Origin of the sequence: Vibrio spartinae, from assembly GCF_024347135.1 — a bacterium.
GTDB lineage: Bacteria > Pseudomonadota > Gammaproteobacteria > Enterobacterales > Vibrionaceae > Vibrio > Vibrio spartinae.
Map to the genome: position 1 here is coordinate 1,667,376 of NZ_AP024907.1, position 20,983 is coordinate 1,688,358.

Sequence of the window (20,983 nt, forward strand, 5' to 3'; positions counted from 1 at the left end):
ATGTGGGGAAATGATGTTTATGAATGGCTTTATGACAATCTGGAAGATGCTTATACCGCAGGCGAAGACTATATCAAGCAGAAAGCTCAGGAAGCAAAAGATGCGGTTATGGGGCCAGTTCAGTGGATTTGGGAAACCCTTCAAGGCGACTTTAATGCAGATATGAGTACTGGGCAGATTGCTGCCAACACTGCGTTGGGGTTAATTCCAGTTGTTGATCAGATATTAGACTGCCGAGATTTGGTAGCGAATTGTAAAAATATCAAAGAGGATAAAAGTAATAAAGGGGCGTGGATTGCTTTATGCTTGACGTTGATTGGTCTATTTCCGACATTGGGTTCGGCAGCAAAAGGGATTTTGAAAATATTCTTCTTGTTCCTGCGTAAAGCGGGAGGGGATGTAGCGAGAGTGATTCGTCCGGCGATGAAACCTGTTCTGTCTTTTCTGGCAGATCCGAAAGTACAGAAAATACTGGGTCAGAAGCAGGCCGGGGAAGTATTGACCAAAGTTGCTGACCAGTTGAAAGAGCTCTCTTCGATGGTGACAAAATCCAAACTACTTGCTTTGTTCGATGAAGCAGCCGATGCATTGAAAGGCGTCGTCAATAAAGTCAAAGCGGTTGCGCCTGCAAATGTCTGCCGGATGTTGGATGATTTTGTGGAGACGGTTGTCGAAATTCGCGGTAAAGCCGATGAAATGATCGGGGTTGTACTTGAGCCGGTACAAAAACTTCTCGATGATTTGGAAAAGCATCTGAAATTACAGATTGATGAGTTGAATAACAGCCATTTAGCTCCGGCAGGAGGTGTTGTTGTCCATCAGTTGGATGATAGTGTGGTGGCTATTCAGCCAAGAATTATTAAAGCGACCAATAAAGAGAAGGGAATTTTCGGTGAAATTATCAGTGATACTTTTATGGAAAACCGACAATTCAAAAATATGTTACCGGAGGACCGTCGTGTAAGAAAGATGACGGATAAGCCCCGAGGGCGGGGGATTGATGGCATTTATGAGAACACCAATCCACCACCACCGTTTGTGGTTACTGAAACTAAATATCGAACAGATACGGGTAAATATATAGATGATGATGGTGTAGCGAAGGATTCTGTTCTTAGTAAAACACGAGGTTCATCAGGTTTTCCAGCAGCGAAGCAGATGAGTGATGAATGGATTGAACCTAGAATTAGAGCCGAGCTGAATCCTAGGAAAGCTGAAGAAGTAATAGATTCTGAGTATGAGCGTTGGCTTATGATTGTAGATGATTCCGGCCATGTGATTAATGTTACTAAACTAGATGATAAAGCTAACAGTGTTGAAGAGGTTATTTTATGACGATGGATGTGACTGATTTTGAATTAAGTAGACGTGATCCTTTATTAAGTGGTGATGTATATAATGAACAGAGAGACTTTTTTCAAGATGATAAGTCAAATCGATATGATAAAGTAAACGACTCGACAAATAGTATCGCGTTAAGAAGTCGGGTCAGTTGGTCATTGTCATTAGGTAAATTTGAGTATGCAACACTTGAATACTCGGCGGGAAGTAGTCTTGAAGAGGCTGAAATTCTAATTAGAGATGCCCTTGCTGAGCTGAATAGGCACAAAACTCAGTTTCCATTTAAATCATTTTCATATTGGGAACCAGATTCGTTTCAGTTTTTACTTTGGTCTCTCAGTTTTGCTATATTTTCTGGAGAGAAAAAATCGCTTGCCACGATTATACGTATGTTAAGCAAGAATCCACAAGATGATGACGATCCTCTTCTTAGCATCCTTTTAGCTCGTTTAGGGTATATAGGTTTACCTCGTATAACCTATTTAGTATTCCCAAAATCCTATCAGCACCTTTACGATGCAATTAAAGGCGATGGTATTTCTCCTACAAAAACAGAGCGGCAGGAAAGTATCAAGCAGTATCTCAAAGGTTGGTATAAAGGGATGAAAGACTGCTACTGGTATAACCGTCATAAAGGTCAATTCCCGACTTTCTTTGGCTACTGGGCATTTGAAGCGGGGTTGGTGACATTACTCTATGGTTTGGACGATAGCAGTTACCGTCACATGCTCTACTATCCAAAAGATTTGGTTGATCACGCCAGAGCACAGGGGTATGACCAATTGTTTGCACCGGAGCTAATGGAGCAGCAGAAGCACTATATTGTTTTACCCGGAGATGAATGTTCGATAGATGGCACTTTTTTATGTAATCTGACGAATGACCAAATTATATTAAACCGTGGTGATCGAGCTCCGGGGCCGATAGAAGATGAGAATGGCAACCGTATCTTTTGGGTGAGTCAATAGGAGGTTGTTCGAGACTATTCATTATATTGTGAGTTTCATTCTATCAATCCAGATAAGCCACTCAAAATGATGCCTAAATCAAACCGAGCCGCATCCGCGGCTCGTTTATCACAAACACTTGGATGGTGAGATGAATCGCAATTATCTGCTGATTCAGGTCACCCATCAGGGCAGCCAGCCGCAAGCGCTGGAAGAATCCGGTGGCAGCGGTGCCACCACGTACGCCAACCAGTTTGCTGCGGTGGGCGGTGATCAGGTGTGGCGGATGACACCACGCAACAAACCAATCCTGAAATTTCCGACCATGGGGAAAGTGGTCGGCCCTGACGGCGAAGAGATCTATTGTGATGAGCATGGCCGGGTGAAAGTGCAGTTCCCATGGGATCGCTATGGCAGCTCGAATGAGCAAAGTTCTTGCTGGCTCCGTGTCACACAAGGTTGGGCCGGCGCGCAATATGGCATGATGGCCGTACCACGGATTGGTCACGAAGTGGTGGTGCATTTCCTCAATGGCGACCCCGATCAGCCAATCATTACCGGTCGGACATACAACGCCAATAATGTTACGCCGTATCCGTTGCCGGAGCACAAAACCAAAACGGTGATCCGCACCGAAACTCACCAAGGCGAAGGTTATAACGAACTGAGTTTTGAAGATCAGTCAGGCAGTGAAAAAATCTACCTCCATGCGCAGAAAGATACCGACACGCTGGTCGAAAACGACGCGACCACGCATATCAAGCATAACCAAAGTACCACCATCGACAATGACCGCTACAGCCATATCAAGGTCAATGATCACCACACCGTCAGCGGTGAAGCGCGCACCAAAATCGCCAAAAGTCAGACACTGATGATTGAAGGCGAGCTACATGTGAAAGCGGGTAAAGTGTGGGTCAACGAAGCCGGTACAGAAATCCACATCAAAGCCGGTGAGCATGTCGTTATTGAAGCGGGTAATGAAATCACCCTCAAAGCCGGTGGCAGCTTCGTTAAAGTCGATCCGTCCGGTGTTTCCCTCAGCGGTGCCGGGGTGAACCTCAACTCCGGTGGCAGTGCCGGGAGTGGCAGTGGGTTTGGTGGGGAGATGGCAGAGTTGCCTTTAGCAGAAGGTCACAGAACAAATCAGGGGTTTTACGATGAGTAGTATTGCACTAAAAGAAATATTGACGAATAAAGAATATACTTTTAAAGAAAATATCAACTTAGACAACAATACATCGGTTATGGCAAGCTTTCAGTTACAAGATAAAAATGGAAAGCTTTTAGGAAAAGAGATCCCGAAAAATTTAAAAATTAAGGACAAGAAAGTCTCTACTAAAGTAAAGGTGGAAGATTTAGCTAAACAGAATAAAGTTTCTGTTAAAGATATTTATAAGCTAATGGCTTCAATTGATGTAGATAATGACAAAGTTTTTCAGAAAAATGAAAAAACTACTGTTGAAGTAATACCTATGGTATTGCAATCTGATCTGCTAAAAGATTCGGAAACTCTGAATAAGCTCGCAGTGAAGAGAAGTAAAGGATACAAGAAAGGAATTAAAGGAAATGAGGAAGTTAAACTAATTCAGAAAGCTCTGATTGAGTTGAATTTTGATTTGGGGAATGCTGGCGCTGATGGTTATTTTGGTAATGGGACAAAAGGAGTCATTGCACAGTTTCAAGCAGCTTATACTCCCACACATGCAACACACAAAGTATATGATTTTGGTGATATTGATGGCATTGTCGGTAAAGATACAATTCTTGCTTTAGATGAAGCTTTATGTGATGAATGGACTAGTGAAATTAAATGTTCATGTAATCGGGACTTCTCTGTCGAAGATATAAAGAAATTAGTTGCGGCTATTCGGAGTAATACATATTACGATGGAGAGAGAATATTATTTTTCCATAAGAATAAACTCTTTAATTATTATGCTAATGTTCCAGATGAAGATAGAACACATGAGAAACTAACTAAAGTATTGAATGATTCATTTAATAAATATGGAATATCAAAATGTATACACAAAATACATTATTTAGCTAATATGTATGTGGAAACAATGTATTTTACTGCTACGAGAGAAGGTAAAGGGATATCTGACTATAGATATGATCCGTATAGAGGTCGAGGATTTCAGCATCTAACCTGGAAAGAAAACTATGAAAATTATAAAGAAGAACAATGTGTAGATATAGTTACTAATTATGAATGGGTTGCTGATAAGTTAGATATTGCTGCTGATACAGGAGCATGGTATTGGGATAAGAAATCAATAAATGATTACGCGGAGAAAGATAGTATATTTGATACAGCACGATTAATAAATATTCCTGGGGCGAAAAAAAGCAGTCAGATTAATGGTTATGATAATAGAGAAAGTGCATGGAAAGCTTTGAAAAATATATTTAAATATCCAAGTAAGTGTTCTAGTGGAGGGGCTTAATATGATGTGGATGACTTTTATTATATTGTTTATTTCATCTGTCTCTAGTGCAGAATCAATAGAGTATGATCCTTTGAATTATATAAAAATTAAAGATATATCCAAAAGTGGATATATAGTAAAGGATTTGAATGAAGATGGATTGAACGACTTTATTATAAAAGAAAAAAATAGTCTTAAACTATTTTTATCTGAAGTTGATGATTATACTAGTTATGAGTTTTTTGTAAAATCAGATCATTTTGGATTGTCAAATAAAGACAATTTCTTACCTAATAATACTAATGGTTTTAATCTCTGGTTTGCAGAGAAAAATGGTGTTGAAGCTGATGTCGCATTTTTATATATAGATGGTAAAATAAAGAGTTCTATTGGATATTATAAAATTTCTGAATATGATGTATTGGGGAATCGTTTAAAGAAACAAATGTATGTCATATGTGATGATTTTTCTCTTGATAAGAATGATGTTTATAGCATAATGGACAAAACATTATTTTATAAAGATAATCATTTCTCAATAAACGAAAGTGATCTTGAATATTTATTAAAAGAAAATCCAATAAATAAGAAAAATTTAATTATGTATAGTGATACTGCCAATATTTTACAGAAGAAAGGTTTCTTAAGTGCATCTATATATCTATTGGGTGAGATTGTTAGAGTATATCCATCAAAAACTACTGCTTATGAAAATCTTGGTGATGCCTACTGGGTGCTTGAAAAGGTCAATAAAGCAAAAGATGCATATCGGACTTATATTGAATTAATGAAAAAAGATGGTAAGGAAAGTAAAATTTCTGAGCAAGTCTTAGAACGTGTAGCTCGATGATTACTAGGAACTGTGGAATAGTTAGTCGTGGTTGTTGTGCAATTTAAAGTTTAACTATCTCTCAAACCGAGCCGCATCCGCGGCTCGATTATCACAAACACCAATCAGGTTTTATGCAATATTTTCATCCCCGTCTTCATGATACCGACAATAGTGGGTGGTTATTAAGTTGTTGAGATAGAGTAAAACTTCACACATTTCCTGTCGGTTTTCCCGTTGTTCCGCCAGAAAAATCTCTTCCAGTTGGCGTAAGTATTCACGGGCTTTTTGTGACAGTTGTGGATCATAGTGGATGGTTTCGAACATAGTAAATTCCCAGGTAAAGTTGAAATTTGTTCCATCATCCAAAGGGACCAATCTTTGGGTGGTGGACTGAGTCGGGTTTGGTCCTACCGTTACCTAGGCTACGGCCAGCCAAGCGGCTGCCCAATCAGTCCACCATAATTTTCAGGCGGCACTGATAGTCGCATAAAAACAGTTCGGAGAGAACCGTGTTTATGCACCTAAGTATTAGAAAACGGGGGACCAATCCCATCCCGGAATGTTTCCGGTACAGGGTTAGATTAATGAACGTCGGGCACTGGTACAATAGACGCAAGTATGGAAAAAGTATGAGGTTCTTCGAGTCAGTTCACTTTTCTGATGGAATCTAAAAGAGAAGCGCGATTGATGATGAAGACAGGCACATAATCAGCCAGATGAGAATTGGATGAAGGTTATTCAGCGTACAATACAACTCAATTTATGGTATTCTTGCTTTAGATGAAGCTTTGAAGGAAAAGTGGGAGCATAAATTTAAGTGTGCATGTAGTCGTGATCTCACAGTTGACGAAGTAAAACTAATTGTAAAGGTTTTAAGAAAATCTGAGTATAAAAAGAGTCTGGATCTCTTTGATGATTCCAGTTGTAATATCCCAGATAAAGATAAAACATACGAAAAATTTACAGAAGAACTAAATAAAACCTTTAGTAAATATAAAATTAATACTTGTATCAGGAAAATTCATTTCTTAGCTCAAATATATCATGAAAGTTCTAGGTTGAAGAAGACTGTAGAAGATGGAAATGGAGATCAATACGATCCTGAAAATAATGTTAAAGCTGAAAAACATGGTAATACTAAAGCTGGTGATGGGAAAAAATATCGTGGCCGAGGTTTGATGTAATTAACTTGGAAAAACACATATGAATATTATAAAGATTATTCTGGTTCTGATGTTGTAACTAATTACACTGATGTATCTGATGATTTGCATACAGCAATAGACAGTGCTGGATGGTTCTGGCAACAAGGAAAAATACTAAGTAATAATAAGCCAGGAACATGGTCGGCTCCCTCCTTTAAAGGTAAAGTAGGAGAAGCTGTTGCAGCTGAATCACCCAGTATAACGAAGACAATAGTAACATATGGTAAAAATAAAACAGAATATGGAGTCCTTGACTTAAATTTATTAGCTGATGAAGATTATAGAGATACGATTAGTTGGCTAGTTAATGGTGGTGGAAATGGTTTTGAGGAAAGACAGAAGTATGTTAAATATTTAAAAGTGGTGATGAAGTATGAAAAATGTTCTAATTAGAAATGGATTTTTTTTATTTTCAATTCTTATATCGATTAATTGTTTGGCTAATAATTTTGATGGTTTTATAAATAATGATAAATATGAAATATATTACTTTGATATAGATCACGACGGTATTAATGATGCTGTGGTTAATGATTTATCCAATGAAGAAATATTGGTTTTTCTTAATGTAAATGGTAAATATAAATACAAGTATAAATCTGAAAATTATAACTTTCAGGGGATTTATATGGTAAGAAAAATTAAGGAAGAAAAAGGTGATGATGTTAATTTATCTATAATATCAATGTTTTCTGGTGCCGGTGGTCAAGAGAAAAAATACTTCTTAGGTATAAATGATAATAAATTAGAACTTGTTCAAACAGTGACGTTCGATTCTTCTTACAATAATGATTCGTATTCATTACGTATCTGTGTAATAAATAAATCGGGTAAGAGACTGTTCATTATTCTGTGTCACGCCCATTTTTATAAATCCAGATATGGAGTGAGTCGGCCTTCAAAGTGGATGCTGAGCTGAGACAGTGTCAGGTTCCAGTTCTGCACCGGATGTGTCCACTTTTCACTGGCTTTCAACATACCTGCATACAACAGCTTGAGCAAGCTGGTTTCATTAGCAAAACCGCCCTTGGTTTTGGTCAGTTTGCGGAACTGACGATGTACCGCCTCAACCGCATTGGTGGTGTAAATGGCTCTGCGAACCTGCTCGGGATATTTGAAATACACCGATAAGTTCTCCCATTTATTGCGCCATGACTGAATCACCAGCGGGTATTGTGGTCCCCATTTGGCTTCCAGCTCATCCAGCTCATGTTCGGCAGCTTTAAGGGTTGCCGCTTTATAAACACATTTTAAATCCGCCATAAACGCTTTCTGATTTTTGCTGGCGACATACTTCATCGAGTTACGGATTTGATGGATAACACAGAGTTGGACTTCAGTCTGCGGGTAAATGGTTTCAATCGCCTGAGGGAACCCTTTGAGGCCATCGACACAAGCAATACAAATATCTTTGACACCGCGATTTTGTAAGTCGGTCAGGACACTGAGCCAGTAATGCGCGCCTTCGGCATCAGAGAGATAAATCCCCAGCAGCTCTTTTTTTCCTTCGATATTGAGTGCAAGGATGGTGTAAATGGCTTTGGAAACAAAGCGACCGTTTTCCTTGATTTTGTAGTGAACGGCATCAAGCCAGACGACCGGATAGACGGGGTCTAAATCCCGCTCCTGCCATGCTCTGAGCTCAGGGATAAGACGGTCGGTGATGGCGTTAATCGTGCCATTGGAAACGCTGATACCATACATATCCAGCAGATATTCCCGGATATGTTGATAGCTGTTGCCAAGGGCAAACAGGGAGAGGACATTACGTTCCATCTCATCGGTCAGTCGGGTCTGGTGCTTCTTGACAGTTTGCGGGTCAAAAGAGCCATTTCGGTCACGGGGCGTTTCAAGTTCAAATTCCCCGGATGAGGTTTTAACGGTTTTGCGGGATTTTCCATTTTTGCGATTGTCGGGCTCAGCTTCAAGGTGCTGTTCGATTTCAGCCCCGAGCGCGGCTTCAGAGATTTGCTTAATCAGCGGGGTGAGCAAACCATCTTTGCCGTTGAGGCCCTGACCGGATTGCAATGCTTTGGCAAAAGCTTGAATATCAATTTCGAATTTATCGTCAGACATAAGGTGTCATTTCCTTTTTGGTTCAGTTTAAAGAAATGACACAGAAATTTGAACACTACCTCGGGTAAAGAAAAATGCCACGTTAAAAAATCTGATAAGCCTTTTAATTCTAAGTATATAGACGAATATCCTTATACAAATGTTCCATAGCTACTCATGTTTTATTGTTAATGCAAATTGCTCAAGAGCCAATAAATCATGTTCAAACCGAGCCGCATCCGCGGCTCGCTTATCACAAACACTAATCAGGCTTTATGCAATATTTTCATCCCCGTCTTCATGATACCGACAATAGTGGGTGGTGATTAGGTTGTTGAGATAGAGTAAAACTTCACACATTTCCTGTCGGTTCTCCCGTTGCTCAGCCAGAAATATCTCTTCCAGTTGACGTAAGTATTCACGGGCTTTTTGTGACAGTTGCGGATCATAGTGGATGGTTTCGAACATAGTAAACTCCAAGTAAAAGATTATATTGCTTCACCACAAAAAGGGACCAATCTTTGGGTGGTGGACTGTATCGGGTGTGGTCCTACCGCTACTTGGATGACGGTCAGCCGAAGCTGCCCGATTCAGCCCACCATAATTTAGGCGCACTGATAGTCGCATAAAAACAGCTCGGTGAGAACCGCATTTATATATCCAAGTATTAGAAAACGGGGGACCAATCCCGTTCCGGAATATTTCCGGTACAGGGTTAGATTAATGAACGTCGGGCGTTGGAACAATAGACGCAAGTATGGAAAAAGTATGAGGTTCTTCGAGTCAGTTCACTTTCCTGATGGAATCTAAAAGAGAAGCGCTATTGATGATTAAGACGGGTATACAATCAGTCGGATGAAAATTGGATGAAGGTTATGCTGCGTACAATACAACTCAATTTATTATGGCAACGCTAGAGTTCAGGCTCACCATCGATGGTGTCAATGATGAGACATTGGTGGTCCGTAACTATCAGGGGATCGAGTCCATCTCAGATTCAGTCGATGATCAAGGCCAGCCGGTTTATGGTTATCGCTATACCATCGATATTGCCAGTCGCAACAGCGACCTGAGTTTCGAGCAGATGGTCGATAGCAGTGCATTACTGGAAGTGCTGCGCGATCAGGAAGTGGTGCAAAAAGTTCACGGCATTATCCGCAACTTCAGCCGGGGCGATACCGGGCATGATCTACGTAAATCCGCTTTGAAACTATGCACGGACAGGTTCTTAGTACCAAAATAGTAGTCTGATTTTGATGGAAAACTTTTCATTAATAGAGCAATATATTCAATTATGAGGAGAATCACAGTGAATAGAATTTTATTTATTATTTTTTGTTTATGCTCATCATATATATACGCAAATGAACTATATAATGAACTTATAGAAGATGACCGATATATTAGTTTTGATATCTATTTGAATGATGACTTAATAGTTGATAAGGTAATAACAAGTAAGCCATACGAAGGCGATGAAATATATCTGTTTATCAATAAAAACAAAAATTATCTATTATCTTTTAAAGGAAGTAATTTATCTGAAGATGGTGGGATGATATTCGATAACATTGTTCAATCAGATATGGATCGTAAGAGAAAAATATTTTATATTATACTAAATTCAAACAATGAAAATTACAAAGAAATTCATCATATCAAATATATTCAGGGCGTGTGGTATATAGAATCAACAGATTATGTTATTAATAATAACTTGAATGACTATACGAAGACTTTCCATTGTCATGTTAAACAGAATATTGAGTTGAAATCATATAGTCGAATACACTCAGCGCCTAACTCAGATGATTATGATAAGAAATGCACAGTTGTATATTATGTAGAATCGTCTTTAGCTGAGTTTGAATCTCGATTCAATGATGATGACTCTGTTATTTATTTAGGTGTAGATAGATATAAGGATTTATTAATTAAATTCCCATTAAACAATGATAGTGCAGCTCAATATAGTAGTATTGCTTCTATGTTAGTCAGAAATAAAGCATATAAAGAAGCTATATATTTATTAAATCATATTATTGATGTCTACCCATCCAGAACTGTTGCATATATAAATGTTGGTGATGCTTACTGGGCGCTTGAAGAGACCAATAAAGCAAAAAATGCATATCGGACTTATATTGAATTAATGAAAAAAAATGGCAAGGAAAGTAAGATACCTAAGCAAGTATTAGAACGTACAGCTCGATGATTACTAGGGACTATGGAATAGTTAGTCGTGGTTGTTGTGCAATTTAAAGTTTAACTATCTCTCAAACCGAGCCGCATCCACGGCTCGTTTATCACAAATACCAATTAGGCTTTATGCAATATTTTCATCCCCGTCTTCATGATACCGACAATAGTGGGTGGTGATTAGGTTATTGAGATAGAGTAATACTTCACACATTTCCTGTCGGTTTTCCCGTTGTTCCGCCAGAAAAATCTCTTCCAGTTGGCGTAAATATTCACGGGCTTTTTGTGATAGTTGTGGATCATAGTGGATGGTTTCGAACATAGTTGTCTCCTAGACTGAGTTAAGTTTTCCATCATCCAAAGGGACCAATCTTTGGGTGGTGGACTGAGTCGGGTTTGGTCCTACCGTGTCTAGGAAAACGGCCAGCCCGGAGGCTGCCCAATCAGTCCACCATAATTTTCAGGCGGCACTGATAGTCGCATAAAAACAGTTCGCTGAGAACTGCTAATATGCGCCTAGACTGGTGAAAACGGGGGACCAATCCCGTCCCGGAATGTTCCGGTACAGGGTTAGGTTAATGCAGATTCCCCAGTCAGAACAATAGGCGCAAGTATGGAAAAAGTATGAGGTTTTTCGACTCAGTTCTCGTTTTGGATGGGATGACCGGAATCTCAGCGTCAGGCCGCCCCAAAAAACTAATCAATCAGACGGTGATTGTCATCAAAGAACGGGTAAGGCCCGTCCACTGCATCGATATAACTGATATGGCTGCAAATGCCACTGGGCTCCAGACGAAAGAGCTGAATCGCTCTCGGCTCCAGAGAGAAGCAGGCAGGCGCTTGAGGATCCAAATCGAGTGTGACGGCATGGCTATGGGAGGGGCCGATCCAGACGGGGATCCGGTGCCACGTTGCAACTATCGGGCGATGGACATGGCCGACGACAATCCCGGCAACATGTGGATGTGATCGCAGCACATCATATAACGCATCACTGTTTTGCAGATTTTGTACATCCATATGGTGTAAGCCAACCGTCATGGGCGGGTGGTGCATGAATAGTAACGCCGGATGCGGTGTCACTGCCGAGAGTTGTTCATCGAGCCATTGGAGTGATGCTTGACTCAACATACCATAAGGTTGGCCGGGTACGGCAGTATCTAGCCCGATCAATTGATAGCCGCCGAGCGGTTCACTGAAGTTACAACACTCCGGCGTGTCAAACGCGAGCCATCCCTGCAACGCATCGCGCAAGTGCGTTCTGTTGTCATGGTTGCCGGGAACCACTCGGACCAGTGGTTTCAGGCGTTGGAGCTCGGTAACCAGCAATTGATATTCGCTCGGGTGACCGAAATCCGCCAAGTCACCGGTGATGACCACTCGGTCAGGCATGGGGTTGAGATGGTTGATATGATCGATAGCGCGCCGTAAGCAACCTAAGGTATCGACCTTTTGATACGCCAGTTTTCCTGACTGCTTAATGTGTAAATCGGTTAACTGTGCGATTAACATTCACGGTCTCCCAGAAAAACCAATCGCTGTGGCGAAATGGATAAGTAAACGGGTTGGTCAGGCTGATAATGACGTCGGGCAAAACAGTCGATCAGCAATGGCTCATCAAGGCTGGCGATTTTCACCTGTACACGGGTCCGGTCGCCTAAAAAGGTACTGTTTTGCACTTCACCGAGCAGTGTCTCTTCGGTGGCTTCATCGAGGATTTGAATATCTTCCGGGCGAACCATCGCGGTGACGGGGTGTCCCTCATGGAGTTGTGCGCAGTGTTGCTCGCTCAGATGTAATTGTTGCGCCTGACCCAGAACGAATGCGTTGTTTTTCCGTTTGCCATAAAAACAGTTGATCTGACCGATAAAGTCAGCCACGAAGTGATTGTTGGGGGTCAGATAAATCTCTTCTGCACTGCCGATTTGCGCAATTTCACCGTGCTCAAGAACAGCAATTCGATCCCCCATCACCATCGCTTCTTCCTGATCATGCGTGACATAAATAGCCGTGATGCCTAATCGTTTGAGCATCTGGTGGATTTCACCGCGCAGCCGTTGTTTGAGGCGAGCATCTAAGGCTGAAAGCGGTTCATCAAGCAACAATACTTCAGGTTGGGTAATAATCGCTCGGGCCAGCGCGACGCGTTGACGTTGTCCTCCGGAGAGTTGGTGGACATCACGATCAGCATAGGGTTCAAGATCGAACATGGTGAGCATTTCAGCGACTTTGACTTGTCGCTGTGCTTTGCTTTCACCGCGCACCCGCAAACCATAGCCAATATTTTCCCGGACATTCATATTCGGGAAAAGTGCATAGGATTGAAACACCATCCCGACTTGGCGATGCTCGATGGGGTGATGGGTGACGTCACGCTCACCAAAATGGATCGCACCGCCCTGATCGGCAAACTCTAGCCCGGCAATCAGACGCAGGGTGGTGGTTTTGCCACAGCCGGAAGGGCCGAGCAGAACTAAAATCTCACCGGGTTCGACATGTAAATCAAGAGGTTTGAGTGCCAATGTGCCGTCAGCAAAGGTTTTCTGAACCTGATTCAGAGTAATCGCAACACTGGATTTCGCTATATTCATATGGATATCACTTTCATGCAGCATCGGTTAACGACGCTGAGTTTTTCGGTTAAATAGTTGGGCCAGAATCAGCAGCGGCAGAATCAGACACAAAAAGATCAGGGTGTAGGCAGAGCTCACTTCAAGCCGCATCGACGCGTAAGCATCCGCAAGCCCGACCGGCAGCGTTTTGGTGAGGGGCGTGTGCAGCATCCAAGTGAGATTAAATTCACCGACGGAGAGTGTCAGTGTCATCAGTACGCCACTGATGATGCCAGTCATACAGTTTGGCACGATAATATGCATAAACCGCTGCGAGAAGCTGGCTCCCAGACTTGCCGCCCCTTCTTCCAATACGTGAAAGTTGATGCTGGTGAGAATCGCTAAGACCGCTTTGACCATGAATGGCAAGGTAAAAATGACATGACCGACTAAGATGAACAGCCAACTGGTGCGAAAGTGGTGAAAGCCGCCGTAAATCGAAATCAGCCCCAGCGCAATCGCCATGCCCGGTATAGCAATCGGTAATGTCAGGCATTCTTCGAACCACAGCGCAAAACGATTGCGGTAGCGGGCGAGATAGTAAGCACACGGTACACCGACGATCACGTTAATACAGGTGGTGGTTAACGCAATTTGTAACGTCAGCCAGACCGTATCGGCATACATCGACCAGACTTGTTCAACCCAACGCAGCGTGAGTCCACTTTTCAGGCCGACGAAATAGTTTTCGGTTAAACCTGCCATGACGGACATCACCACAGGGATAATCAGAAATGCGCACACTAGAATGGTAAAGATCAGTTGTGCGTAGAAATAACGATTTTTGTCCATGTGTCAGCCTCCCATGTTCAGGGATGTCGCCCCTTTCATCCGCGCCAGTGCGAGACACAGCCATGTCACCGCACCCAATATCAGACTTAATGCAGCCGCCATGGCGAAATTGGCATTCAAGGTAAACTCCGTATAAATGGTCATTGGCAGCACATCGATGTCGGTTGCCAGTGAGAAGGCGGTGCCGAACGCACCCATCGATGTTGCAAAACAGATGGAGCCGGAAGAAATCAGACCGGGGGTTAAAGCCGGCAGGGTGATATCCCGCAGGATTTGCCAGCGACTGGCGCCCAGTGAGCGTCCGGCTTCAACCAGATGATGATCGAGTTTTTCGGCCGCGCCCATAACCGTCAGCACCACACGCGGAATCGAGAAATAGAGATAGCCGAGGAACAGCCCTGCCATCGTATAAGCAAATACCCAACGTCCCCCCGTCAGGGCGAGACTCATCTGAGCGATGATCCCTTGTCGGCCTGCCAGCATAATGACGAAAAAGCCAATCACGACCCCCGGAAAGGCCAGCGGAAAACTCAGCATTGCAATCAGGAGTGATTTACCGCGAAACTGATAGCGGGTTAAAAACAGCCCGGAGATGGTCGCAATCACTAAACTGACGAAGGTCACAAGAGTCGACAGGACAATCGTCGAGAGCAGGCTGCGGTAGTAAATCGGTTGGGTGAAAATCGACCAGTAGGGCTGCCCAGTCCCATCTGCCAATGACAGCCAGATGAGCTTACCAACGGGCAGAAGAAAAAAAGCCAGACTGATAATCAATGCGGGCAGCAGTAACATCAGCCGTGAAAAATCGTGTTTCATCATAAGATGCAGGGTGGTGTTGCCACCACCCGGCCTGTCATTATTTAACTTCATTCAGATAACGTTGTGCAAAGGCGTTTTGTGCCTGTGACATCTTGGCAAAATCGACAGCTTGTGCTCGTTGGTAGTCAGCATCCGGCAGGAATTTCGCGCGAGTGGCAGCATTCATTGCCGAAGGGATAACCGGACGAAGATAGGCATCAGCCCACAACCGTTGACCCGCATCAGAGAGGACAAAGTCGAGCACTTTGCGGCCATTCTCAGGGTGAGGTGAGTTTTTCACTTTACTCATCACGTAAGGTACGACAATGGTGCCTTCTTTGGGGATCACAAACTCAACCGGGGCTTTATCGTTATATTTGGCACGATAGGCGTTAAAGTCATAGTCAAGCAGAATTGGGATCTCGCCTGAAACCACGCGAGCGTAAGAGGTTTGCTTGGGCACAATCGGGTGATTTTTACGCAGGGCTTGGAAATAGTGAATGGCCGGGGTGAAGTCATCCATATTGCCGCCCATCGCTTGGTTGATCGCCACTGCACTGGCATAACCGACAAACGCGCTGGTCGGGTCTAAATAACCGATCATTCCACGGTATTCCGGTTTGAGTAAATCTTGCCATGACTGAGGCACCGGTGCGCCATCGAGGGCCGCTTTATTGACAAAAAAGCCCAAAGTGCCGGAATGAATTGCAAACCAGTAGCCTTGCGGATCTTTCAACCCTGCCGGGATTTTGTCCCAATTGTGTGGTTTATACGGTTCGACAACCCCTTTCTGAGCCGCGTGAATTCCAAAAGAGACACCGTAGTAGACCACATCTGCAACCGGGTTATCTTTTTCTGCGACGAGCTGAGACAGAGATTGTCCTGAGTTTTTGTTATCAATGGGGATATTGATGCCTAATTTATCTTTAATCTGTTTTAACTGGCCGCCCCAGTTGGCCCATTCCGGGGGACAGTTATAACAAATGGCATCGGCCGCCTGCGCACTACCAGCAATCAGGCCGGTTGCCATCAGTGCCAAAGTAGCAATATGTTTTAATTTCATAACAATCATCCTATTGATTGAATTGATTCAAAGTGAGGTTTAACCGGAGCAACGGTCCCTGTAAGACTGAGCTCATAGGGCAGTTCTCGCTGTCGTGGTAAAGTGGTGTGGTGTTTCGAATTTAAAAGTAAATCAACGGCAAGATGTCCCATTTGCAGATGAGGAACCTTAACCGTTGCCAAAGCGGGGTAGGTGATTTGTCCGAGTGACATTCCGTCAAATCCCACCACGGAGGTTTCTTCCGGAACGCGCGTCCCTGCATGGCGCAGGTGACGGATGAGTTTCAGCGCAATAAAATCATTGCTGCAAAACCAAGCACTCGGGGCATTGTTTAATAAAGAATTGTTTAGTGAGGCATTGTTTAACTGATCATTATTTAACTGATCATTATTTAACGGATCATTATTTAATGGATCATTGTTTAACGAAAAACTATGTACGCGTGACTGTTCAAGGTCGGTAAACGGGGAGTTGGCCATCGGATCAATTTCCAATAACGTCAGCAGCCGAGCCTGTTTATCCTGAGAAATTCGTGCTTTGAAGCCTTCGTAACGCAATCGTGCCCGGTCAGAACGGTTGAACTGGCCTGCGACCATCCCGAGTTTTTGATGGCCGAGCCTGAGCAAATGATCCGCGACATCCCAGCCTGCTTGAAAATTGTTGACGTAAACTGTGGCATCATCAGCCGTGAACTGGTTGTGAACCAAACTCAGCGGGAAGTTAAATTCTTTCAGCAGCGACAAGGCTTGATTCTTCTCGATACTGGCGACGGTCAGAATGACACCACTGACGCGTTGACGAATGAAATCGACCACGGCCTGTTGTTCGCGCGCTTGCTGGTATTCGGTGTCGATAATGATGGTCGAGTAACCAAAGTGACGGGCTCTTTCTTGAATCCCTGCGACGATTTCAGCAAATACCGGGTTGAGTAAACTGGGGATCAGAACACCAATGGTCGGGTTGTGGTTGAGTGCGACGCGAGTTGATTTCTGCTTCGGATGATAGCCGGTCAGGTGCACGACTTTCTCAATTCGCTCGCGAGTCTGATGACATATCAGTCCATTGCCATTGAAGTAACGCGATATGGTTGCCGGAGATACATTGGCTAGTGCTGCAATATCTTTAATGTTCATCATTTCCCTCCCAGGTACCGCAGCAAGGTTAGGAATAGCAGGTGACGTATTTATGACAGAAAAAACAGTGAATGCATTATTTTGGCGGTGTGTTTTTACCTTTTCGCTGCATTTTTTCTAAAAATAGCGGATGAAACATTCTCGTTTCATTGACAATTTATGACAGATACAGAAACTCATTACTGAGTTAAATATTATTTATAGTGTGATTCTGGTCACGTTTTTGGGAGGGGAATTGGTCGTCTATGGCGTGGCTATCCGCGCTCTCAATCTGACAGTCCCGGTATTGGTGACTGTCAGATTGATGTTGCACCGGACATACAATGAGCACCTTCAACAATGGTTACCTAAAACAATGGTTACCTAAAACCATCTTTACTTAAAACCATCTTTACTTAAAACAATGGTTACCTAAAATAATGTTTACCTAAAACAAAGAGGAGGCTTGATTAGGATGACGCGCCTTGCTGTGCTTTTTTGGTTTGTGACGCTTTCGTTGATGCGGTTAAAGTGTCAGTTGTTTTAGCTTCCTGAAAATCGACGACTTGTTGCTCCGGAGCCGGTTTGGTCACGCCATTGAAGCGTCCGCCTTGTTCAATGCTGATATCGTCGGTATAGAGTGTGCCATCGACACGACCTTTACTTAAGATTTCAACGCGAGTGGCATAGCAGGTACCGTTGAAACAACCGTTGACGATGATGTGCTCGGCATAAATTTCACCACTTGCAGAGCCGGATTCACTGATAATGAGCGTTTTATCTGTCTGGATCTGGCCTTCAATCTTACCATCCACCTGCATATTGCTTTCTACTCTGAACTGGCCATTAATGGCACAGCCTTCAGCGATGAGAGTTGTAACTGAGCACTGACTCTTTGCTCGACGTTGTTTATTAAAGATTCCCATCTTACTCCTCCAACTTTTGTAAATATCGTATCAAAATTATTAATTCCCCAGTTCACAAAGGGTTTGGGATTTAACGAACGGCCAACAAAGCGAATTTCATAATGTAGGTGTGGCCCGGTACTCAATCCAGAATTACCCACGTAACCGATGAGATCGCCTTTACTAACGAATTCACCCATTTTGACAGCAAATTTGTTCATATGAGAATAAGAGCTGGAAAATCCGAATGAATGTCTCAATCTTAGATAATTTCCAGAGCCTTTGACCAGACTAGGACGCACAACTTCGACCACGCCGTCGGCTGGCGCGTAAATTTTCGTGCCTTTTGGTGCGGAAAAATCCTGACCGCGATGGAATTCACTCTTTCCGGTCACCGGATTAATCCGGCGCCCATAATCGGAAGACATTCTGTATTTGAGAACCGGGAAGCCATTCGGGATCTGATTCAGCAGCACCATACGAACAGAAGAGGTGATCGCAGCGGTATCCAATCGGGATTCAATGGTGGCGTCGTCGGAGTCACTGACACCGAGCACTTTTTCCAAATCACCCAAGCGATCCGAGACCGTCTGCATTTTTTCTTCACGATCAAGCAGCTCACTCTGCAAGCCGACCTTTAGTTTTTTGAGTGATGCGACATCTTCAGAGAGTGACATCGACTGATTTTCCAGTTCTCTTTGCTTTGATTTAGCAAAATCCACTTCGTGCATCAGATAATAAATGATACCGGCTGTACCAATAATGGCTGCCATTAGGATATAACCAGCACTCTTGATAAATTTCTGATACCAACGGCCGACATGGAAATGATGTGTCCCGTTGATAGAAGATACTGATATAACGAGGTTCTCTTTCATACATCATCAGCATTCGTAAATACAATGTCAGGATTCTATCAGTTTTCTGTCAATGATTGAATTTTCATCAGTGATCTTGAGTGGAAAACTGCAATATTGTATATCTTTCGCTTAAACGGTATGCAGAAGCACCGACATGCATATGTCTAGTCGGTGCGAGTCTCACTCAAAAATAATTGGTTTTGATTACTGAGGGGATTTCAGTGCGATAGTTGGTGAATCGCCTGACTCAATGCAGCATCCCGATGGTGGCTGAGATCGGCCAGTGTAAAAGGCACCGTCGGTATATCTGGTTGTATTCCAGACGATACGTTCCGCACCATATAAAGTATCTGCTGAGCTGCCATTGATGACTCGTACACTGCCGGAATCCATCATTTGTTGTTGAGTCAGGGAGACTTGCGCCAGGCTGTTGGCAATATAGGTATCGAAGTCGCTGATTGCGGTTTGATTGAGAAAGCCTTGTTGCAGTGTTCGTAACACGCCTTTCGGTGGGGCGGGAGAATACTCTTCATCACCATCAGTCAGAGAGACATGATCATCGGAAAAGCCACTGAGCGACATTTTGATCACCGCGAGTAGTTCACTGTCGGTCATGTCGGTACTCAAATTCGCTGCTGCTTGCTGATAGACCTCATCCCAGTCGATGCCGCGTTCCTGAAAGAAAGCATTATAGTCATGCATAGTCGCCCAGAAAAAACGATAGACTTCAAGGGGAGATGTCTGCGTATCGAAATAATTGCCCGGGTTGGCACATGGCGGGTAATGCGGACAGGCGTTCAAATTGCTGCACAAAAGGACGTGCTATTTGGTGCGACGTCAGGTTCATGCCGTCATCAGAGAGCGTCGCATTGGGAAAGTAGGTGGCTTGCATGGCTACTTTTGTCATGGTTTCTGCCAGCACACAGCCCTCACTGTTAAATTGATAGATTTTACTTTCAGTATCGTTCAACTGATAAATGTCACCGTATCCCGTATGTTTCCACAATCCATCAAAATACAGGATATTGGGATACTCAATGGTTATATTGGTGTGCTCCACTCTTTGGTGGATTGATGGCTGTTGTTTGCAGTCGACTACTTATCCCGGGAAACGATACCACCTCACTGGAATATAGTGATAGGCTATCTCGATGAAGCCTGTTCTCTATTTATAATCTATTTGAGGAATAACTGAACGACTATAACAATAGTTATATAAATATTTAAAATTAATAATTTACTTTCTGACTTCGTCTTTCTAATATGATGACATCACGCCATTTGCCATCCATTTCACCCACTTTTTCGCGATGCCCGACTTTCCTGAATCCTTGATTATGGTGTAATCGGAGACTTGCTAAGTTTTCAGGAAATATGCCTGATAGTAAAGTCCAGTAGCCTGCTTTTTCTGATTCGTTGATTACTGTGGACAAGAGTTGTTTACCTACCCCGAGTTGATGGTGTTGAGGGCTGACATAGATACTTATTTCAGCAACACCCCGATAAGCATGGCGGCTGGAGTATGGGGACAACGCAACCGATGACTTGATCATCTATACAGGCGACATAACGGCAAATATCTATATGGTCCTTGTCCCATTCACTCCACTCCGGTGCGGAGGTCTGAAATGTGGCATTGCCACTATCGATACCAGCTTGGTAAATCGTTTTGACAGCATTCCAATCCTTCTCCTGCATCGGTATTACATTTATTCCTGACATTCGACTATCCTATAGAAATTAATTTTTAATTAATAAAAAGACTAGTCTGAAAATATCATTACATGGTATGACTCGCAACGATCTATTTCGCTATGTAATTTGAAT

General features: G+C 43.0%; 25 protein-coding genes and 1 pseudogene. 10 read left to right on the forward strand and 16 right to left on the reverse strand.

The features are described 5' to 3' along the window. The 5 genes and pseudogenes from OCU60_RS07355 to OCU60_RS07375 all read left to right on the forward strand — a co-directional run bounded on the left by OCU60_RS07355 (nucleotide 1) and on the right by OCU60_RS07375 (nucleotide 5,573). Complete coding sequence (locus OCU60_RS07355; protein WP_074374966.1) at nucleotides 1-1,335, forward strand: hypothetical protein; 1,335 nt, start codon at nucleotides 1-3, stop codon at nucleotides 1,333-1,335. Then, entirely contained in the window at nucleotides 1,332-2,309 is a 978-nt protein-coding gene (locus tag OCU60_RS07360) for a PoNi-like cognate immunity protein (protein ID WP_074374967.1), read from the forward strand. Before OCU60_RS07355 ends, OCU60_RS07360 begins: the two co-directional genes overlap by 4 nt. A gap of 112 nt (nucleotides 2,310-2,421) precedes the next feature. After that, nucleotides 2,422-3,411, forward strand: a pseudogene (locus OCU60_RS07365) (type VI secretion system Vgr family protein); the annotation flags it as partial. A 37-nt stretch (nucleotides 3,412-3,448) separates the two neighbouring features. Then, nucleotides 3,449-4,741: a peptidoglycan-binding protein gene (locus OCU60_RS07370; protein ID WP_074374086.1), complete on the forward strand. Its 1,293-nt coding sequence runs from the start codon at nucleotides 3,449-3,451 to the stop codon at nucleotides 4,739-4,741. 1 nt (nucleotide 4,742) lies between these two features. Beyond that, entirely contained in the window at nucleotides 4,743-5,573 is an 831-nt protein-coding gene (locus OCU60_RS07375; RefSeq protein WP_074374085.1) for a tetratricopeptide repeat protein, read from the forward strand. 111 nt (nucleotides 5,574-5,684) lie between these two features. Here OCU60_RS07375 and OCU60_RS07380 read toward each other — a convergent pair whose 3' ends face one another. After that, complete coding sequence (locus OCU60_RS07380) at nucleotides 5,685-5,879, reverse strand: hypothetical protein (protein WP_021020225.1); 195 nt, start codon at nucleotides 5,877-5,879, stop codon at nucleotides 5,685-5,687. Between the two features lie 464 nt (nucleotides 5,880-6,343). Between OCU60_RS07380 and OCU60_RS07385 the strand changes: the two genes are divergently transcribed. From OCU60_RS07385 to OCU60_RS07395, 3 genes are all read left to right on the forward strand, one after another. Further along, entirely contained in the window at nucleotides 6,344-6,739 is a 396-nt protein-coding gene (locus OCU60_RS07385; RefSeq protein WP_074374084.1) for a hypothetical protein, read from the forward strand. An 84-nt stretch (nucleotides 6,740-6,823) separates the two neighbouring features. After that, nucleotides 6,824-7,153 (forward strand): hypothetical protein, encoded by a 330-nt coding sequence (locus tag OCU60_RS07390; protein WP_074374083.1) that lies wholly within the window; start codon nucleotides 6,824-6,826, stop codon nucleotides 7,151-7,153. Then, complete coding sequence (locus OCU60_RS07395) at nucleotides 7,134-7,679, forward strand: hypothetical protein (protein ID WP_139302135.1); 546 nt, start codon at nucleotides 7,134-7,136, stop codon at nucleotides 7,677-7,679. Before OCU60_RS07390 ends, OCU60_RS07395 begins: the two co-directional genes overlap by 20 nt. On the opposite strand, the gene OCU60_RS07400 is transcribed toward OCU60_RS07395, so the two are convergent. Next, complete coding sequence (locus OCU60_RS07400; protein WP_261854745.1) at nucleotides 7,628-8,836, reverse strand: IS256 family transposase; 1,209 nt, start codon at nucleotides 8,834-8,836, stop codon at nucleotides 7,628-7,630. The genes OCU60_RS07395 and OCU60_RS07400 overlap by 52 nt on opposite strands. Before the next feature lie 252 nt (nucleotides 8,837-9,088). Next, nucleotides 9,089-9,283 (reverse strand): hypothetical protein, encoded by a 195-nt coding sequence (locus tag OCU60_RS07405; RefSeq protein WP_021020225.1) that lies wholly within the window; start codon nucleotides 9,281-9,283, stop codon nucleotides 9,089-9,091. A 394-nt stretch (nucleotides 9,284-9,677) separates the two neighbouring features. Between OCU60_RS07405 and OCU60_RS07410 the strand changes: the two genes are divergently transcribed. Both OCU60_RS07410 and OCU60_RS07415 read left to right on the forward strand, forming a co-directional pair. Beyond that, complete coding sequence (locus OCU60_RS07410) at nucleotides 9,678-10,058, forward strand: hypothetical protein (protein ID WP_074373540.1); 381 nt, start codon at nucleotides 9,678-9,680, stop codon at nucleotides 10,056-10,058. A gap of 66 nt (nucleotides 10,059-10,124) precedes the next feature. Continuing rightward, on the forward strand, nucleotides 10,125-11,030 hold the full coding sequence (locus OCU60_RS07415) for a tetratricopeptide repeat protein (RefSeq protein ID WP_074373541.1): 906 nt from the start codon (nucleotides 10,125-10,127) through the stop codon (nucleotides 11,028-11,030). 111 nt (nucleotides 11,031-11,141) lie between these two features. Here the strand turns inward: OCU60_RS07415 and OCU60_RS07420 are convergent, their stop codons facing one another. From OCU60_RS07420 to OCU60_RS07475, 13 genes are all read right to left on the reverse strand, one after another. Then, nucleotides 11,142-11,336, reverse strand: a complete 195-nt coding sequence (locus OCU60_RS07420) for a hypothetical protein (RefSeq protein WP_021020225.1) — start codon at nucleotides 11,334-11,336, stop codon at nucleotides 11,142-11,144. Between the two features lie 374 nt (nucleotides 11,337-11,710). Further along, complete coding sequence (locus OCU60_RS07425) at nucleotides 11,711-12,526, reverse strand: phosphodiesterase (RefSeq protein ID WP_074373542.1); 816 nt, start codon at nucleotides 12,524-12,526, stop codon at nucleotides 11,711-11,713. Beyond that, nucleotides 12,520-13,605 carry an ABC transporter ATP-binding protein gene (locus tag OCU60_RS07430; protein WP_074373640.1) on the reverse strand — a complete coding sequence of 362 codons (1,086 nt, stop codon included), beginning with the start codon at nucleotides 13,603-13,605 and terminating at the stop codon, nucleotides 12,520-12,522. Before OCU60_RS07430 ends, OCU60_RS07425 begins: the two co-directional genes overlap by 7 nt. A gap of 27 nt (nucleotides 13,606-13,632) precedes the next feature. Continuing rightward, nucleotides 13,633-14,418 (reverse strand): ABC transporter permease, encoded by a 786-nt coding sequence (locus tag OCU60_RS07435; protein ID WP_074373543.1) that lies wholly within the window; start codon nucleotides 14,416-14,418, stop codon nucleotides 13,633-13,635. 3 nt (nucleotides 14,419-14,421) lie between these two features. Next, entirely contained in the window at nucleotides 14,422-15,234 is an 813-nt protein-coding gene (locus OCU60_RS07440) for an ABC transporter permease (RefSeq protein ID WP_083602687.1), read from the reverse strand. 40 nt (nucleotides 15,235-15,274) lie between these two features. Then, a complete protein-coding gene (locus tag OCU60_RS07445) occupies nucleotides 15,275-16,279 on the reverse strand; it encodes an ABC transporter substrate-binding protein (protein WP_074373544.1) in 1,005 nt (334 codons plus the stop codon). A 5-nt stretch (nucleotides 16,280-16,284) separates the two neighbouring features. After that, nucleotides 16,285-17,415: a substrate-binding domain-containing protein gene (locus OCU60_RS07450; RefSeq protein WP_083602681.1), complete on the reverse strand. Its 1,131-nt coding sequence runs from the start codon at nucleotides 17,413-17,415 to the stop codon at nucleotides 16,285-16,287. A 446-nt stretch (nucleotides 17,416-17,861) separates the two neighbouring features. Further along, nucleotides 17,862-18,212, reverse strand: coding sequence for a bactofilin family protein (locus OCU60_RS07455; protein WP_235862187.1), 351 nt, complete (start codon nucleotides 18,210-18,212; stop codon nucleotides 17,862-17,864). An 8-nt stretch (nucleotides 18,213-18,220) separates the two neighbouring features. Beyond that, the gene (locus tag OCU60_RS07460) at nucleotides 18,221-19,174 is read right to left on the reverse strand and encodes a M23 family metallopeptidase (protein WP_074373547.1); all 954 of its coding nucleotides are present in this window, start codon (nucleotides 19,172-19,174) and stop codon (nucleotides 18,221-18,223) included. Between the two features lie 186 nt (nucleotides 19,175-19,360). Next, complete coding sequence (locus tag OCU60_RS07465) at nucleotides 19,361-19,858, reverse strand: S41 family peptidase (RefSeq protein WP_074373548.1); 498 nt, start codon at nucleotides 19,856-19,858, stop codon at nucleotides 19,361-19,363. 25 nt (nucleotides 19,859-19,883) lie between these two features. After that, nucleotides 19,884-20,216 (reverse strand): hypothetical protein, encoded by a 333-nt coding sequence (locus OCU60_RS07470; RefSeq protein ID WP_074373549.1) that lies wholly within the window; start codon nucleotides 20,214-20,216, stop codon nucleotides 19,884-19,886. 169 nt (nucleotides 20,217-20,385) lie between these two features. Beyond that, on the reverse strand, nucleotides 20,386-20,709 hold the full coding sequence (locus tag OCU60_RS23030; RefSeq protein ID WP_235862188.1) for a GNAT family N-acetyltransferase: 324 nt from the start codon (nucleotides 20,707-20,709) through the stop codon (nucleotides 20,386-20,388). Continuing rightward, nucleotides 20,645-20,878 (reverse strand): GNAT family N-acetyltransferase, encoded by a 234-nt coding sequence (locus OCU60_RS07475; RefSeq protein WP_235862190.1) that lies wholly within the window; start codon nucleotides 20,876-20,878, stop codon nucleotides 20,645-20,647. The genes OCU60_RS23030 and OCU60_RS07475 overlap by 65 nt, the downstream gene beginning before the upstream one ends. Between the last annotated feature and the right edge of the window lie 105 nt (nucleotides 20,879-20,983).